The organism is Halorussus caseinilyticus, from assembly GCF_029338395.1.
Taxonomy (GTDB): Archaea; Halobacteriota; Halobacteria; order Halobacteriales; family Haladaptataceae; genus Halorussus; species Halorussus caseinilyticus.
In genome coordinates this window covers 1,275,999-1,292,110 of record NZ_CP119809.1, presented here as the reverse complement: position 1 = coordinate 1,292,110, position 16,112 = coordinate 1,275,999, and the positions used below count along the sequence as shown (strand labels likewise).

Below are 16,112 nucleotides of genomic sequence, written 5' to 3'. Positions count from 1 at the left end.
GGACCACGCGCTCGTGCGTGGTGCGGCCGTCCGCGCGACCCTCCGACCCTGCTCAGTCCGCGTTCGCCGCGCCCTCGTCGCCGGAAATCCGGCTCTCGGGAACCGTGCCGTCGTCGTTCCAGCCCCGGACCTCGTAGTAGTCGTCCAGCGCCGACTCGAACTCCGGTAGGTCGTAGGGCAAGTCGTCGTCGCCCCGGTCGAACCCCCGCCGGTTGTTGAAGTGGCGTTCGAGTTCCACGACTCGCGCGCCGATTGCGAGCAGGTCGTCGTGGTCCGCGCCGAAGAGGGCTTCGAGGCGCTCTTCGCCGACGTAACTGCTGGAGAACGCACAGACGATGCCGCTGTCCTTGAACGCCGCGGCGTTCTCGGACTCCGCGAGGAACGAGGCTTTCCCCTCCAGACCCTCGGGGTCGAGTTCGCCCGCGTACTCCGCGCCGAGAATCTCCGAGTACATGTGGTCGGCCCCGCTGTTGGACGTGGCGTAGGAGAGACCTTGCCCGTTGATGGCCCGGCCGTCGTGGGCCGCGAACTCCAACCCCTTCGAGGTCCAGTTTTCGACGCCCAACTCGTCGTGACACCGGTCCACGCCCTCCGCGAGCAAATCGCCGACGCCCTCTCTGCGGGCGATTTTCTCCACGAGTTCGTGGACCAACTCGGCGTTGCCGAACTCGTCTTCGCTGGCGAGGTACGCCGAGACGGTGACGCCCGCCGAGATGGTGTCGAGACCGAGTTCGTCGCACAACTCGTTGGACTTCATCACGTCCACGATGTCGCCGACGCCCGCGTTCGACCCGAACGCGAAGACCGTCTCGAACTCCGGTCCCTCGGTTTCGAGACCGGTCTCCTCGTCTCTGGTCGGAAGCTTGCACCCGAACGCGCACTGCGAGCAGGTGCCGCGCTTGTACTTCTTTTCCTCTACGGCGTCGCCGCCGATGTTCTCGGCGTCCTCGAACTCCATCTCCGAGAAGTAGCGCGTCGGGAGCGAGAACTCGTCGTTGATGAACTCGGTGCCGCCGGTCGTCCCCTGTCGCTTCATCGAGTCGTCGGCGGTCGCGGCGTCCCGGTGGATTTCGGCCTGCACGTCGGGCACCTCGATTTCGGGCGCGGAGTCGCCGTCGAAGCTGACGCACTTGAGATTCTTCGCACCCATCACCGCGCCGAGACCGCCGCGACCGAACGCCCGCGTATCGGAGGTCATGACGGCCGCGAACCGGACTTCGTTCTCGCCCGCCGGTCCCGCGGTCACGAGGTGTTCGGACCCGAGTCCGCAAGACGCCTCGACGTACTCGCTGGTGGCCGAGACTTCCGCCCCTTCGAGTTCGGGCACTGCCTCGAACTCGACGCCCTCGTCGGTGACGTGGACCGCCAGCAACTCGTCGCTCTCGCCGACGAACTCCACGACGGGGTGGCCCGTCTCCACGAAGTTCCGTGAGAGGAACCCGCCCGCGTTGGTCGAGCGAATCCCGTCGGTCAGCGGTGAAATCGCCGTGGCGTTCATCCGCCCGGTGAAACTCATCCGGGACTGTTGGAGCGGTCCCGACGAGAAGTAGAGGCGGTTGTCCGGGCCGAGTGGGTCGGCGTCGAACGGAATCCGGTCGTGGGCCAGTTTGGTTGCGACGCCGCGACCCCCGACGAACGATTCCAGTACGTCCTCGACGTTCTCTTCGCGGGTCTCACGCTCGCTCAGGTCGATGGTCAGGAGCGTCCCTTTGGCGCGTAACATCTCTACCGGGGGTTCGGACGGAAGCACGTAAATCCGGGGATTGCGGTAGCCGACTCGACTCGGGGAAGTCTGAAAGGTGCGGACCGCCTACGTCCGAGCATGGGGGAAGACAAAGACATCAGCGACGTGGCGGGGCTTCCGGACGAACTCGGAATCGACGAGGACCTCGGTCGAGCGGAGCAACAGCTCTCGGTCAGAGTCGAAGAGCGAACCTACGGGAAAGCGATGACCATCGTGGAGGGGTTCGACCGGTCGTCGGTGGACGTGGGCGAACTGGCCTCGACGCTCAAGAGCAATCTCGCCACCGGCGGGACCGTGGACGACGACCGCATCGAACTACAGGGCGACCACCGCGAGCGCGTCGACGAGATTCTGCGCGACGAAGGCTTTCGGGTCGAGTAGTCGGACCCGGTGTCGGCAAACGCGCGCGATTCCGTAAGTTCTTGGACTCGTCGGACGCGAGTAGGCGTATGCTCCCGCGAGTTCACGTCGTCGCGACCGGCGGAACGATTGCAAGCACGCCAGACGAGGGCGGCGCGGCCCCGAGTCTCGACGGCGAGGACCTCCTCGTCTCGGTTCCGGACCTCTCGGCCTACGCCGACCTGAGCGTCGAATCGGTCTCGCAGGTGCCCGGATTCGACGTGGACTTCGGAATCATGGCGGAAGTCGGCGAGCGCGCACGCGCCGCGGTCGAGGACGGTGCCGACGCTATCGTCGTGACCCACGGCACCGACACGATGGCCGAGACCGCCTACTTCCTCGATTTGACTCGCTCGCTCCCGGTTCCGGTGGTCGTCACGGGCGCACAGCGCCGACTGGACGAACCGAGTTCCGACGCGCCCGCGAACCTGCTGGCGGCCGTGCGCGCCGCGACCCACGGGCGGGTCGAGGAGGGAGTCTACCTCGCGTTCGACGACGAACTCCACGCCGCCCGCGACGTGCGGAAGGTCCACTCGCACAAACTCGCGGCGTTCGCCTCGCCGAACGACGGGCCGGTCGCCACGCTGACCCGCGACGGCGTTCGGTTCCACCGCGACCCCGAGAGCGAGTCGGTCTACCTTCCGACGACGGAAACCGACGCCCGCGTCGAGATGGTAGTCTCGGCCGCAGGCGTGGACGGAGCGCAGGTCACGCGCGCGGCGGAATCCGGTGCGGACGGTATCGTCGTCGCCGGGACCGGACTCGGGAACGCGACGACCGACCTCGGCGAGGCGATTGTCGAGGCGATGGACGCGGGCGTTCCGGTCGTGGTGACCTCGCGGTGCGGTGCGGGCGCGACCGGCGCAGTCTACGGGACGGCGGGCGGCGGCCAGACGTTGCAGGACGCGGGCGCGATTCCGGGCGGGGACCTCGCGCCGTGGAAGGCCCGCGTGAAACTCGCGCTGGCGCTGGAAGCGGTGGACCAAGAAGATGTGGACGACGAGGTGGCGGACTACTTCGCAGAATCGTCGGCGTGACCGTCCGCGGTCGCTGACTCGGCTATCGGGAGTTCGACGGTGAAGACGCTCCCGTCGGGTCCAGTCTCGGCCAACTCGACGGACCCGCCGTAGCGTTCGACCAGCGTCCGGACGAGATAGAGACCGAGACCGTGTTTGGCCCCGGTGTTGTCGCCGCGTTCGAAGAGCGTCGTGTGTTGGTTCGCCGGAATCCCCGGCCCGTTGTCGGCGACTCGGACGACGGCCGAGTCGCCGACTCGTTCGACGCTCAGACGAACCTCCGGCGAGTCGGCGTCGTTGTGTTCGACCGCGTTCCGCAGGAGGTTCGAGAACGTTCGCGGGAGGAGTTCGTCGGCCAACACGAACACGTCGTCCGGTATCGACGCCTCGACCGTCACGGACTCGTACGTGTCCCGAAGTTGGTCCAGTTCGGCGTCGAGTATCTCCGAGAGGTTCGTCGGGTCCAACTGGGCAACGTCAGACGTGGCGTCTAACAACACCTGCACGTCCCTGATGACCTTCGTCATGTCTTTGCCCTGCCTGTGAATCGTTTCGAGTTGCGCTCTGGTGGCGTCGTCGAGGCTCTCGTCTTCGAGCAGTAGCGACGCGTAACCCACGATGACGTTCGCGGTGTTCAGCACCTCGTGGCGGAGGACGCCGTTGAGGTAGTCGAGCCACTGGCGCTGGTTTTCGGCCTCTTCAGCCCGTATCGCGGCGCGTTGGGCTTCGAGTTCGCGCTGGATGGCCCGCGCCTCGATGTAGCCGACCAGCAGGCCGGTCGTTCCGCCGACGCTCGCCGCCCATCGTCCCCACGAGACCCGGAGCGCGAAGGTGTCGAACGACGAAATCGCCATCATGATGCTGTTGATGAAGAAGAAGAAGGCTAGCCCGCCGAAGACCCACTTCACGATTCGCGGGTAGCGACTCGGTGGAAGGTCGCTCCGGGCGAGGTGATAGCCGCCAGCTACGAGCGGCAGGATGAAGGTCACGGCGATGAGCAGGTCCGCGAGAAAGCCGTTCGAGTGAAAGTTTTGACCCTCGTAGAGAATGAGACGTTCCCCGACGTAGACGAGGAACAAGACGCTACCGAGACCGGCGACGAGCGTCGGTAGTAACTTCTCGCTCCTCCGCCGGAGCCAGTTACGTTTCAAGTTCATATTCTCGTAATTTATATCCGTCTGTGATAGGTCTTGTTGATTGTCACCATACTAGACAGAGACACGCGAACGAACGTCACGTCAGGTATCGGCGTCTCTGTCCGGTGAATGTCCCGATTCGTGTCGGTAGCGACTGTCGAGCGGCGTCGGTTTTCGAAGACGTATAATCGAAACTAGATATATTACTCGCCGAACTTTTGGCGTTCCTCCTCTCGAAGCTCGATGCGTCGAATCTTCCCGCTGGAAGTCGTCGGGAGTTCCTCGACGTACTCGATGCGGCGCGGATACTTGTACGGGGCCGTCTCCTCTTTCATGTACGTTTGGAGTTGGTCGGTCAACTCGTCGTCGCCCTCGTAGCCGTCGGCGAGGACGACGTAGGCTTTGACGACGTTCCCGCGTTCGTCGTGGGGGCTTGCGACCGCCGCGGCCTCCGCGACCGCTTCGTGTCCCACGAGGGCGTCTTCGACCTCGAACGGGCCGATGCGGTAGCCCGACGAGATGATGATGTCGTCGGCCCGGCCCTCGAAGAAGAAGTAGCCGTCCTCGTCCATCCGGGCGAGGTCCCCGGTCCGGTAGTAGTCGCCGTGGAAGGTTTCGGCGTCGAGGTCTGGTTTCTCGTAGTAGCCGTCGAAGATGGCGGGACTGTCCACGGGGACGCCGATTTCGCCGGTCTCGCCGGGTTCGACCTCCTCCTCGTCTTGGGTGTCGAGCAGGGTCACGTCGATACCGGGCACCGGCTTGCCCATGCTTCCGGGTTTCACGTCGATGCCGGGGTAGTTGGTGACGAGGGCGACGGTTTCGGTCTGGCCGTAGCCGTCGCGGGGGGTGACGCCGAAGGCGTCCTCGAACTCCTGAATCGGTTCGCGGTTGAGCGGTTCGCCCGCCGAGACCGCCTCTTCGAGCGCGAGGTCGTAGCCCGCGAGGTCGTCCACCTGCGTGAACATCCGGTACTGGGTCGGCACCGCACAGAGGCGGGTGACCCCCTCCTCGTCCATCAGGTCGAGGAACGTCTCGGGGTCGAAGTCGCCCTCGTAGACGAACTGGGGCGCGCCGGTCGTCAGCGCCACGCCGACCGGACTCCAGAACCACTTGGCCCACCCGGTGCCGGTGGTCGCCCAGAGCAGTTCCTCGGAGAAGTCGGTCTCGCTGGTGACGCCCCACCAGTACGGGCCGTTCACGAGTTCGAAGCACCGAAGCCACCGGTGGCGGTGGAGGACGGGTTTGGGTTGGCCGGTCGTTCCGCTGGTGTAGTTGATGGACATCGGGTCCTCGGCGGCGAGGGCCGGTCCCTCGTGGTCGGCGTCGTGTTCCGCTACGAGGTCCTCGAAGGCGTGCCAGTCCTCGCGCTCGACGGTCTCGCCCTCGGCGGAGAGGACGACCACGCGCGAAATCGGCGTCTCGGAAAGAATCGGTTCGACCATCTCGGTCAGGTCCTCGTGGACGACGACGGTCTCGGCCTCGCAGTCGTTCGCGCGGAAGGCGAGGTCTTTCGGCTTGAGCATGGCCGAACAGGGGACCAGAAGCGCGCCGCGGGCCAGCGCGCCGACTTGGATGGCGAAGGCGTCGGGGTGGCGCGGGAACAGGTGCATCACCCGGTCGCCCTCGCCGACGCCGAGGTCGGCCAGCGCGTTGGCGAACCGGTTGGCGTCGTCCCGAATCTCGGCGTAGGTTCGCTCGGCCTCGCCGCCCTCGTCGTCGCGGAACCGGACCGCGAGTCGGTCGCCGAACGACTCGGCGTGGTCCTCGACCACCGCCGGTACGTTGTAGTCGTCCGGGATGTCCCACTCGAATGTCTCGCGTTCGCGCTCGTAGTCGAGAGGCATATCCTGAATCCTCGACAGACGGATATTTCATTGTATCGCTCGTTCCCGAATCGCGGGAGTGCGCCGCGACGGAAACCGTCGCGGCGCAGAGACGAGACCGACCGGCGCGACGACTTCAGACGGCGCGTCCGCGCCTCGACAGGCCGACCAGAAGCGCACCCGCCGCGAGGACGAGGACGGCGACTGCGAGCAACAGCGACGTGTACTGCAGGGTGAGTATCTGCGGCGCGAACAGAATCAGCGCACCGAGAAAGAGGAGGACTGCCCCGCCCCAGAGTTGCGTGTTGTCGTCCATGCAACCGGTCTCGACGCCCGGCCACTTAGCTTCGGGTGCCGAAACTCGTCTACGGCCGTCACGGTCGGGAGTGCGTCTAGACAAATGTATCTCGTTCCGAAACAAATAGTTTAGTTTCTTAAATAACGATTTACATTTCTCGCCGTCGCGCTCACACCGGACGCCCGTCGCCCGCGGTGCCGACCAGCACGGCACCGGCGGCCAGACCCAACACGGCAACCGCGCCCGCCGTCCCCGCGAACGGCAGGCCGAGCGCGACGGGTCCGAAAAGCAGGACGGTCCCGAGCGCGACGAGTGCGATTCCACCCCGGAGACGTGTGTGGTCGTCTACCATGCTCGACGGTACGACGGCGCGGGGTTTGGTTCCGACTCCGGACACGTTCGGCCGACCGGTCCGACATGGCAACCCCTAAGTTTTAGGCCGACCTAACTCGTCCCGAATGGAACTGACTCGTCGGGACGCGCTGGCCGCACTCGCGGCGGGCGGCGTCGCCGTCGGCACCGGCGCGGTGCTGACGGGCAATCCCTTCGCCGACGACCCCTCGCCCGAAGACCGGATGGCGTCCCTGCTGTCGCTCGCGGAAGTCGTCTACCCCTCGCCGGTCTCGGGCGTCGAGGAGTTCGTCCGGACCTACGCGCTCGGCCGAGTCGAGGACCGACCCGAGTACCGCGAGGGGGTGGTGGCCGCGCTCTCGACGCTCGACGAGTACGCCCGGACGTGGCACGACGACGACTTCCGGGAGTTGGACGCCGAGACCCGCGAGTCCGTGCTGGACCAGATGGGCGTCGATACCGCGAGTCCCGACCCAGAGGGGAGCGACCCGGCCCGGGTCCGGTACTTCCTCGTCAACGAACTGCTGTACGCCCTCTACACCTCGCCGACCGGCGGGAGACTCGTCGGCATCGAGAACCCGCAGGGACACCCCGGCGGGACCGGAAGCTATCGGCGGGGGCCGAACTCCGACGGAGGCCGAGGATGACCGACCGAACCCCGTCGCCCCGTGCGGACGTGTGCGTGGTCGGGGCCGGACCCGCGGGCGCGCTCGTCGCCCACCGACTCGCCGACCGGGGCCGCGACGTGGTGGTTCTGGAAGCGGGCGAACGCTTCGACTTCGCCGACCGAAAAGAGCGCATGGAACGGGCGATTCGACCCGCCCACGGCCCGCTCTCGGTGTGGGAGATGGGCGGTCCCCGAGACCGGTTCACCTCCGGCGGCGAGTGGTTCTACCCGCTGAACGCCGCCCGCGTGAAGGGCGTCGGCGGCACGACGCTTCACTGGCAGGGGATGGTGATGCGCCTCCACGAGTCGGACTTCGAGCAGTGGCCCATCGACTACGACGACCTGCGGCCCTACTACGCCGAGGCGGAGCGAGCGCTGGGCGTCTCGGGCGCGGACGACAACCCCTACGCCCCGCCCCGAGAGGAACCGTACCCGATGTCCGCCTTCCCGCCCTCCTACAGCGACTCCATCTTCGCCGAGACCTGCGAGCGACTGGGGGTGACGATGCACTCGGTGCCCAACGCGCGAAACAGCGAGGGCTACGACGGACGGAGTTCGTGCGTCGGGTACGGCACCTGCAAGCCGGTGTGTCCCTCCGGCGCGAAGTACTCGGCCGACCACCACGTCGAGAAGGCGGAGGCGGAAGGCGCGCGAGTCGTAGACCAAGCCCCGGTCCAGCGCCTCGAACACGACGACTCGGGCGAGCGCGTGACCGCGGCGGTCTACGCCACGCCCGACGGCGAGACCCACCGACAGGCGGCCCGCGAGTTCGTCCTCGCGGCGGGCGGCGTCGAGATTCCGCGCCTCCTGCTCCTGTCCGAATCCGGTCAGTACCCCGACGGTCTCGCCAACTCCTCGGGCGCGGTCGGCCGGTACTTCATGGACCACCTCTTCGCGGGGATGGGCGGGACGATAGACCGCGAGACCCGCCAGAACCACGTCGGGTTCATCACCAGCGAGTGCCACCAGTTCTACGACGACCCGACGAGAGGGACCGAGGGGTCGGCGGGCGGGATTCCCGAGTGGTCCAACGAGAGCGGCGAGAAGGCCCCCGACAGCATCAAACTGGAGTTCTTGAACTACGCCGGTCCCTCGCCGGTCGAGATGGCGCTCTCGGGCGAGGAGTTCGGCGACGACCTGTTGGACACTCTCCGGGAGAGCTACGGCAACTCGATTGCGATGGGCGGGTTGGTCGGCCAGCGTCCGCGCAAGGAGAACCGCATCACGCTCGACCGCTCGACGACCGACGACCACGGGAATCCGGTGCCCGAAATCCACTGGCGGGTGGACGACCGGACGGAGGCCAGCATCCGGCGGGCCAACGAGATTCAGCGCGCGATTCTGGACGAGTTGGGCGTCGAAGTCTCGTGGTCGGTCGGCCCGTCGAACACCGGCCCGGCGTGCCACCACATGGGCACGACCCGGATGGGTACCGACCCCGACGAGAGCGTGGTGAACCCGCGACTCCGGACTCACGACCTGCGGAATCTGTCGGTTGCGTCGAGTAGCGTCTTCGTGACCGGCGGCGCGCTGAACCCGACGCTGACAATCGCGGCCCTCGCGCTGAAGGCCGCCGACCACGTGGACGACCGGTTGTGAGGTGCCGCTCCCGCCCTGTCGCTTAAGAGGTTCGACGGCTTACTTCGCTCCGATGCCCAAAGTTCAACTGGACGAGGAGACGATAGAGCGCCTCGACAGCCTCCGGGTCGAAGACGAGTCCTACGACGAAATCGTCGAGGAACTCATCAACATCTACGAGGCCGAGGAGCGCACGCTGTTCCACGGCGGAGACTACAGCGGCGACTGAGTGTCCGCGAGTACCGTCTCGCCCGCCCGCACCTTCTGGCCGCGCTCGACGGCCACGTCCCCGAGACCGACCGATTCGGGGAGCAGAACGTCGGCGCGACTGCCGAACGAGACGTGGCCGAGTCGCTCGCCGCGGCCGAGTTCGTCGCCGGACTCGACGTAGGGGTGGATGCGGCGCGCGAACGCTCCGGCGATGAGCGTCACGTCGTGGTCGGCGAAGCGGACGTGGAGTTTCTCGTTTTTGTCCGACTCCTTCGAGAACGCCGGGCGGTGCTTGCCGGGTTCGTGTTCGACCGCCTCGACACGCCCGCCTAGCGGCGCGCGGTTGACGTGAACGTCGGTGACGTTCATGAACACGCCGACCCGAACCCGGTCGCCCTCCTCGCGGACGACCGAGACCCGGCCGTCGGCGGGCGCGAGGACGCCCGAGTCGGGCGGCGTCCGGTCGGGGTCGCGGTGGAACAGCAGGGCACCGACGCCCAACAGGGCGAATCCGAGACCCCACGCCCGCGACCGGTCGCGGAGTCGAGCGAGTATCGCGGCCGGAACCGCGAGCGCGAACCCCGCGAGGGCGTAGCGCCACGCGCCCGGCGCGAACCGGTCGGAATCGGGGTTCGGCGGCCGCTGTTCGGGGGACTTCTCTCCGGCCATCAGTTGCCCGCGGCCTCGCGGACCTTCGCCCACTTGCCCTGCGATTCGAGTCGTTGCTGGAGTTCGCTCGCGTACTCCTGAGCGAGGCGACTCGCGGCGTCCACCCGGTCTTGGTCCACGCCGCCACCGCCGCCGCCGAGACCGAGGGCGTCTTTCACGGAGTCGAAGACGCCGCCACCGCCGCCCTGCTCGCCGCCACCGCCGCCAGCGCCCGCCATGGAGTTCATCTGGTTCCGGATGTTCTCCAGTTCGGGCATCACCTGCTCTACTTTCGAGGTGTCGGCGACGATGCGCGCCTGCTCGTCGTCCGACGGGTTCTCGATTTCGAACTCCACCGCGGTCATGATGAGACCCCACTCCTGCCGGGAGAACTGCGAGTCCGTGACTTGCTGTGCGAACTCCTTATCGACGGCCATCCGGTCGCCGACAACGAGGTCCTGCCACGCGCGTTCGGTCATACCCGACCTATTCGGTTGGGGAGGGTATGAGGGTTTTCCTACTCGCCGCGTCTGCGTCCCGGCCTTCGCCGAGACTGAAAAGAGAGCCGAGTTCGCGGTCCGGTCCGGTCTCAGAACGCGCCGCTCTCGACCGCGATACTGGCTTTCAGTTCGGACTTCAGCGCGTCGTGGACTTTACACAGTTCGTTCGCCCGCGCGACCACCTCGTCGGCTTGCTCGTCGTCCATCTCCGTCTCGGTCCGAATCGTGAACTCGACGGCCTCCAGTTTGTCGTCGTCGTTCAGGTCCCCGCTTACGTCGATTTCGATGCGACCGAGGTCGCCAACGTCGCGCTGTTCGGCCCCGACGCGGAGCGCGGGTACGTAGCACGACCCGTAGGCCGCGAGCAGGATTTCGAGCGTGTCCGGGGCCTCCTCGCCGGTCGCGTCGATGGTGAGGTCGAAGTCCCGGATGTCGTTGTCGGCCTTGTACCCCTCTTTCGAAATCGTGATGACGTTCTTCGACATGCGTCCCGAACGTCGCCCGCCAGACCCCTAAGGTTTGCTCTCAGGGCGAAAACGAGCGCGACCGGCGAGAGACCCGCTCAGCGGGGACGCCATCCGCGAAGGAACGCCGCGGAGAGACCGCCCGCCGAGAGACCGAACGGGATGCTGACGGTTCGGACGACCACCACCGCGGCGGCAGTCGCGGGTGCCGGTGCGCCCGTGACGACGGCGAGCGCGCCACCGAGGAGTACGTCGTACGCGCCGACGCTTGCCGGGACCGGGACGACGCTGGCGACCTGCGGGAGCGGAATCAGCGCGACGATTGGGAGCAGACCGACGGGGGTTCCGGTCCCGGCGAGCGCGACCCAGAGCGCCGCCGCGGTCAGCAGTTGTTCGAGGACCCCGCCGAGACCCACCAGCGCGACCAGTTCCGGTTCGTCGCGGAACCGGACGACCCGCGACCAGAACCGGTCGAGGGCGCTCGCCACGACCGACCGGTCGTGAGGCGTCTCCCGGTACAGCGACGAAAGCCGGGCGACGACCGGGCCGAGGAGAGCGACGAGGACCCCGGAAATCCGGTCGCGCGACCGGACCGCGAGACCGCCCACCGCGACCAGACCCACCAGCGACCCGCCGAGCGTGACCGCGACGAACCGCGCGGAGGGCGTGCCGACGAGGAGAACGACCGCGAGGACCGTCGAGACGAGCAGTTGGCTCCCCGACTTGACGTACTTGGCGACGCCCCGGACCCCGAGCGCCTCGCTGTAGGTCGTCCCGGTCGTGACGCCGATGAACCGGGCCATGATTGGTTCGGAACTCACCGGACCCGCGGGACTCAGCGTGTCGAAGAAGTCCCCGGCGAGCGCGAACTGGACGGCTTGGCCGGGAGAGAGACCGTCTCCGAGGGGGTTCACCGAGGCCCAGACGCCGATACCGTCGGCCAGACCCTCGGCGACGACCAACGCGACGACGACCGGGACCGCCCACGGCGCGATTGCGGTCGCTCGCGTTACCACGCTGTCCACGCCGACGAACCGGAGGTAGGCGACGAAGGCACTGCCGCCGAGCGTGACTCCGACGAGAAATCGGACTACTCGCCGCATCGTGGCACCATACGCGAGGGAGTTCCCGACGGACCGTTTACAGTTTCTATGAGTTATATATACGTCTAAATACGGATATTTATCCGTTGGTCGGGAAAAAGCGACGAGCGGCGAACGAACCGCCGCCGGAGTCAGTAGTCCAGTTCCTCTCCGAGGTCGAACGTCTCGTCGCCGTCGAGAATCCGGACTTCGGCGTCGCTACCCGTCCCTTTGACCTCCTTGCGGAAGTCCTCGGGGTCCTGTTCGATGGGCGGGAAGGTGTCGTAGTGCATCGGGAGGGCGTAGTCGGCGTCCACCCAATCGACGGCGATGGCGGCCTGCATCGGTCCCATGGTGAAGTGGTCGCCGATGGGCACCGCGGCCACGTCGGGTTCGAGGTACGGGCCGACGACTTCACGCATCTCGGTCTGGAGCGAGGTGTCCCCGGCGTGGTAGAACGACTGGCTCTCCGCGTCGGAAATCTGAGTCGGCTTGGTGTCGCTGACGACGAACCCGGCGGGCATGCCGCCCGACGCGCCGTAACTCGTGTCCATGCCGTTGGTGTGGTCGGCACGGACCATCGTGACGAAGGCGTCGTCGCACTCGACGGTGCCGCCGAGGTTCATCCCCATGCCGCCGACGGCCTCGAAGTCGCCGTACTCGTCGCGGCAGTACTCCACGACCTCGGGCGTGGCGACCAGTTTCGTGCCCTCGTAGCGGTCCACGTCGCCGATGTGGTCGGCGTGGCCGTGAGTCAACAGGAGGTAGTCCGGGTCGAGTTCCTCGGGGTCGGTGTCGGTCTTCGGATTGTCGAAGAAGGGGTCTACGAGCAGGTCGGTCTCGCCGACTTCGACGTGGAACGTCGAGTGGCCGTACCAAGTGATTTTCATGTGCGGGCGAAACTACACCCGTTTCACACTTAAAAGATGTTGGCGCGGGGCGTCGTTCGAGGAGAATCGCACCGAACGTCCGGCGACTTCCGCGGCCCGCCGCCAACCACTTTGCGCTCGGCGGCGAACTCCTCGGCGTGCAAGTAACCGCCCACCGAGGCTTCGGCGACCAGCATCCCGAGAACACGGTTCGGGCCGTCCGACGCGCCTCCCAGTTCGCGGGTGCGGTCGAAATCGACGCGCGGCGGTGCGCCACCGGCGAACTCGTGGTCTGCCACTGGGACGACGTGGCGTTCGTCACCGACGGGACGGGCGAGGTGGACGACCTCTCGGCGTCGAAACTCGCGGACCTCCGCGTCGAGGAGTCCGACGCGGGCGTCCCCCTGCTGACCGAAGCGTTGGCGGCGATTCCGCCGAGCGTCGGTCTCAACGTCGAGGTGAAGGAGACTGGCATCGTGGCCGACCTGCTGGCCGCGCTGTCGGGCGTCGAGAACGACATCGTGGTCTCGTCGCTCCACCCCGACCCGCTCTGGCGGACCCGGATGCTGGACGAGTCGATGCCGCTGGCGTTCAACTTCGACGTTCGACCCGAGGCCAACTTCCGGACCGCCGAGGCGCTCGACTGCGAGTACGTCAACCCACACTGGACGCTGTGTCTGGCGACCGACCTCGTGGACCGCGCCCACGACGCGGACATGGCCGTCCACGCGTGGCCGGTCGGGTCACGGACGCTCGCGTGGGCGCTGGTCCGGCGGGGAGTAGACGGCGTGATAGCGACGCAACCGCTGTGAGTGCCGGTCCGGAGATAGAAAAACCATTGTTAGATAAATAAATAAAATTGCGAGAGAACGGAAAACATTGCTCGACGACTGACCGGTCCCGATTGGGACCGGTCAGTCGTCGAGCAACCGCTCGTTCCCGTTCACGCTGTCGAGAATCACGTCGCCGTCGGGTCGCTCCGCCAACCAGAACAACTTGTAGGCGTCGGCGACCCGAGCGAACTCCACGTCCGGCACGTCGCCGAGAATCGACGTGCGGAGCGTCCACTTGAACACGGCGTCTCGGGCCTTCTCGTCGGCCTGTTCGGGCGAGAGTTCGCTGGGCAACACCAGCGCGTCCTCGACCGTCCGGGTCTCGAACTCCGGCACGGTGTCGGCCCGAAGCGCGAGCCGCCGCGAGCAGTCCACGCTGACGACCCGCCGGTCGCGCCGGGGCGACAGCAGGGGTCGGTCAACTTCGACTTCGGTCTCGTACACCCGGTAAGGGTAGGCCACCGCACCGACTCGGCCGGTCGATTCGACTTCCTCGCGGACGATTGCGGGCGGGAAGACGGGGAGTTCGGCCTCGTCGTGTCGCTGACCGACCATCGGGTGGTCGCTCGCGTCCGGGCGCTCGCGCCCGGACGCTCGCTCGGGGTCGGACGCCGAGTCAGCGCCGTCGCTGGAGTCGGCGGCGTCAGCGCTCATCGTCGTCCCAGTATCCGGAGGCGGCGACGTGGCCGCGGATGTTGTCGCCCTCGGTCACGACCTTCGGCGAGGTGTCGGTGGCGCTCCCGCCGTCGGTGGCGTAGTCGGGAACGCCGTCGCCCTCCGACGAGGAGATGACCGCCGACAGGGGCTTGTCGAACACGTCGAAGTGGTCGTCCACGTCGCCCGGCGGCGTAGTGAACAGCGAGACGACGACCAGCGTGGTCGCCGACAGCACGAACGCCGGGAACAGGCCGTAGACGGTGACGAGACCGTACCAGAACGCCGCGGACTCCGGCGGCATCATGCCGACGGCCTCCAGCACGGTCGGGAGTTGGGTCCACAGAATCATCGTTGACGTGCCGACCACCATGCTGGCGGCCGACCCCTTCGCGGTCACGCGCTTCCACCAGAGCGTGGCGATGACCGTCGGGCCGATGGCCGCGCCCAGACCGCCCCACGCGTAGTCGAGGACCAGCGTGTAGATGGGCGTGTCCTTGGCGAGGTAGGCGAACGCGACGCTCGCGGCACCTAGACCGAAGGTGACGTACCGCGAGTACTTCACCAGTTCCTGCTCGGAGGCGTCCTCGTTGACGAAGCCGTGGTACACGTCCTCAACGACTGCGCTCGTCGCGACGAGCAACTGGGAGTCGGCACTGGACATCATCGCCGCGAGCGCCGCCGCGAGGACGATACCCGCGACAGCGCCGGGCAGGAGGTCCAGCGTCAGGCGCGGCATCGCGTTGTCGGGGTTGGCGAGCGCACCCTCACCGAACATGGCGATGGCGTACAGGCCGACCAGCGCCGCGCCCACGTACGCGACGAACATGAACAACTGGGCCACCAGCGCCGCGAGGCGGACGTTCTTCACCCGGTCGATGCCCATGAACCGGACCATGATGTGGGGGTTACCGGGCACGCCGAGACCGATGGCCGCGTAACTGATGACGCCGAAGACGGCGGCCCATCCCGCGGTTCCGGCCGTGATGCTGGTCATCGACGACCCCGCGGTGGCCGCGACATCGGCGAACGGCAGGCCCATGTCGGTGAACGCGATGACGGGCAGGAGGATGAACGCCGCGAGGATGATGGCCCCTTGGAAGTAGTCCGACCACGCCACGGCGAAGTAGCCGCCGAGGAAGGTGTAGCCGATGACGATGACGCCGCCGACCACGATGCCGACCCACGGTTGGATGCCGGTCAGAATCTGAAGCAGGGTCCCGGCCGCGACGATTTGGGCACCCACGTACCCGCCCTCGAACAGCATGAGGACGATTGCCGAGATGCCTTTGACCGCGCCGGTGTCGTCGCCGAGTCGGGTGGCGAAGAAGGTGGGGAGCGTCACCGACTGGACGAGTTCGGTGTACTTGCGCAGACGCTTGGCGATGCCCGCCCACGCGAACAGGTCGGCGGGAATCATCCCGAGACCGTTGAGGAACGCCATGATGCCGGTGCCGTAGGCGTCCGCGGGCACCCCAAGAGTCAGCCATCCGCTCATCTCGGAGGCGCGCTCGGAGAACCCGGTCACGACGGGACCGATTTCCCGGCCACCGATAACGTAGTCGCCGACCGAATCCATGAACTGCGAGGAGTAGAGTCCGATGCCCAACAGGGCCAGTAGGTAGACGCCGAAGGTGCCGAGGACCCATATCCCGGCGTCCCCCGCGATGCCGCCGCTACTCTGCATGGTCCACCTCGTCGTAGCGCTCGCGGAGTTGTTGCTCGCGCTTCCCCTCCCAGACATAGTAAACTATCAACATCACGAAAAATACGGCGTACGGTCCGACTAAACCGAGCCAGTCAATCGTACTCATGGCAGGCATTATCGGTGAAACCGTAA

Annotated in this window: 19 protein-coding genes; 6 read left to right on the top strand and 13 right to left on the bottom strand. The window is 66.8% G+C overall.

The window, feature by feature from the left end; genetic code table 11:
- Positions 1-52 precede the first annotated feature (52 nt).
- The gene (locus P2T60_RS06565) at positions 53-1,723 is read right to left on the bottom strand and encodes an aldehyde ferredoxin oxidoreductase family protein (RefSeq protein ID WP_276281752.1); all 1,671 of its coding nucleotides are present in this window, start codon (positions 1,721-1,723) and stop codon (positions 53-55) included.
- A 99-nt stretch (positions 1,724-1,822) separates the two neighbouring features.
- Here P2T60_RS06565 and yciH point away from each other — a divergent pair, with 99 nt between their 5' ends.
- Both yciH and P2T60_RS06555 read left to right on the top strand, forming a co-directional pair.
- Positions 1,823-2,125, top strand: coding sequence for a stress response translation initiation inhibitor YciH (gene yciH, locus P2T60_RS06560; RefSeq protein WP_276281751.1), 303 nt, complete (start codon positions 1,823-1,825; stop codon positions 2,123-2,125).
- A 68-nt stretch (positions 2,126-2,193) separates the two neighbouring features.
- Positions 2,194-3,180, top strand: coding sequence for an asparaginase (locus P2T60_RS06555; protein ID WP_276281750.1), 987 nt, complete (start codon positions 2,194-2,196; stop codon positions 3,178-3,180).
- Here P2T60_RS06555 and P2T60_RS06550 read toward each other — a convergent pair.
- From P2T60_RS06550 to P2T60_RS06535, 4 genes are all read right to left on the bottom strand, one after another.
- Positions 3,156-4,316, bottom strand: coding sequence for a sensor histidine kinase (locus tag P2T60_RS06550; protein ID WP_276281749.1), 1,161 nt, complete (start codon positions 4,314-4,316; stop codon positions 3,156-3,158). The genes P2T60_RS06555 and P2T60_RS06550 overlap by 25 nt on opposite strands.
- 182 nt (positions 4,317-4,498) lie before the next feature.
- Positions 4,499-6,139, bottom strand: a complete 1,641-nt coding sequence (locus tag P2T60_RS06545) for an acetate--CoA ligase (protein ID WP_276281748.1) — start codon at positions 6,137-6,139, stop codon at positions 4,499-4,501.
- A 115-nt stretch (positions 6,140-6,254) separates the two neighbouring features.
- A complete protein-coding gene (locus tag P2T60_RS06540; RefSeq protein ID WP_276281747.1) occupies positions 6,255-6,434 on the bottom strand; it encodes a hypothetical protein in 180 nt (59 codons plus the stop codon).
- Between the two features lie 151 nt (positions 6,435-6,585).
- Entirely contained in the window at positions 6,586-6,768 is a 183-nt protein-coding gene (locus tag P2T60_RS06535) for a hypothetical protein (RefSeq protein ID WP_276281746.1), read from the bottom strand.
- A 106-nt stretch (positions 6,769-6,874) separates the two neighbouring features.
- Between P2T60_RS06535 and P2T60_RS06530 the strand changes: the two genes are divergently transcribed.
- The 3 genes from P2T60_RS06530 to P2T60_RS06520 are packed head-to-tail and all read left to right on the top strand — an operon-like array spanning position 6,875 to position 9,241.
- Positions 6,875-7,414: a gluconate 2-dehydrogenase subunit 3 family protein gene (locus tag P2T60_RS06530; RefSeq protein ID WP_276281745.1), complete on the top strand. Its 540-nt coding sequence runs from the start codon at positions 6,875-6,877 to the stop codon at positions 7,412-7,414.
- On the top strand, positions 7,411-9,033 hold the full coding sequence (locus P2T60_RS06525; protein WP_276281744.1) for a GMC family oxidoreductase: 1,623 nt from the start codon (positions 7,411-7,413) through the stop codon (positions 9,031-9,033). The genes P2T60_RS06530 and P2T60_RS06525 overlap by 4 nt, the downstream gene beginning before the upstream one ends.
- A 52-nt stretch (positions 9,034-9,085) precedes the next feature.
- Complete coding sequence (locus P2T60_RS06520; RefSeq protein WP_276281743.1) at positions 9,086-9,241, top strand: DUF7557 family protein; 156 nt, start codon at positions 9,086-9,088, stop codon at positions 9,239-9,241.
- On the opposite strand, the gene P2T60_RS06515 is transcribed toward P2T60_RS06520, so the two are convergent.
- The 5 genes from P2T60_RS06515 to P2T60_RS06495 form a co-directional block, all read right to left on the bottom strand.
- Positions 9,226-9,891 (bottom strand): protein sorting system archaetidylserine decarboxylase, encoded by a 666-nt coding sequence (locus P2T60_RS06515; RefSeq protein WP_276281742.1) that lies wholly within the window; start codon positions 9,889-9,891, stop codon positions 9,226-9,228. The genes P2T60_RS06520 and P2T60_RS06515 overlap by 16 nt on opposite strands.
- Entirely contained in the window at positions 9,891-10,349 is a 459-nt protein-coding gene (locus P2T60_RS06510; protein ID WP_276281741.1) for a DUF5799 family protein, read from the bottom strand. Before P2T60_RS06510 ends, P2T60_RS06515 begins: the two co-directional genes overlap by 1 nt.
- Before the next feature lie 110 nt (positions 10,350-10,459).
- On the bottom strand, positions 10,460-10,855 hold the full coding sequence (locus tag P2T60_RS06505; protein WP_276281740.1) for an OsmC family protein: 396 nt from the start codon (positions 10,853-10,855) through the stop codon (positions 10,460-10,462).
- Positions 10,856-10,932: 77 nt separating this feature from the next.
- Positions 10,933-11,937 (bottom strand): lysylphosphatidylglycerol synthase domain-containing protein, encoded by a 1,005-nt coding sequence (locus P2T60_RS06500; protein ID WP_276281739.1) that lies wholly within the window; start codon positions 11,935-11,937, stop codon positions 10,933-10,935.
- 131 nt (positions 11,938-12,068) lie between these two features.
- Positions 12,069-12,806: a metal-dependent hydrolase gene (locus P2T60_RS06495; RefSeq protein ID WP_276281738.1), complete on the bottom strand. Its 738-nt coding sequence runs from the start codon at positions 12,804-12,806 to the stop codon at positions 12,069-12,071.
- Positions 12,807-12,943: 137 nt separating this feature from the next.
- On the opposite strand from P2T60_RS06495, the gene P2T60_RS06490 reads away from it, so the two are divergent.
- Positions 12,944-13,597 (top strand): glycerophosphodiester phosphodiesterase, encoded by a 654-nt coding sequence (locus P2T60_RS06490; protein ID WP_276281737.1) that lies wholly within the window; start codon positions 12,944-12,946, stop codon positions 13,595-13,597.
- Positions 13,598-13,699: 102 nt separating this feature from the next.
- Here the strand turns inward: P2T60_RS06490 and P2T60_RS06485 are convergent, their stop codons facing one another.
- From P2T60_RS06485 to P2T60_RS06475, 3 genes are all read right to left on the bottom strand, one after another.
- The gene (locus P2T60_RS06485; protein WP_382210390.1) at positions 13,700-14,173 is read right to left on the bottom strand and encodes a hypothetical protein; all 474 of its coding nucleotides are present in this window, start codon (positions 14,171-14,173) and stop codon (positions 13,700-13,702) included.
- Between the two features lie 88 nt (positions 14,174-14,261).
- Positions 14,262-15,959 carry a sodium/proline symporter gene (locus tag P2T60_RS06480; protein ID WP_276281735.1) on the bottom strand — a complete coding sequence of 566 codons (1,698 nt, stop codon included), beginning with the start codon at positions 15,957-15,959 and terminating at the stop codon, positions 14,262-14,264.
- A complete protein-coding gene (locus P2T60_RS06475) occupies positions 15,949-16,086 on the bottom strand; it encodes a hypothetical protein (protein ID WP_276281734.1) in 138 nt (45 codons plus the stop codon). The genes P2T60_RS06480 and P2T60_RS06475 overlap by 11 nt, the downstream gene beginning before the upstream one ends.
- Positions 16,087-16,112: the final 26 nt, after the last annotated feature.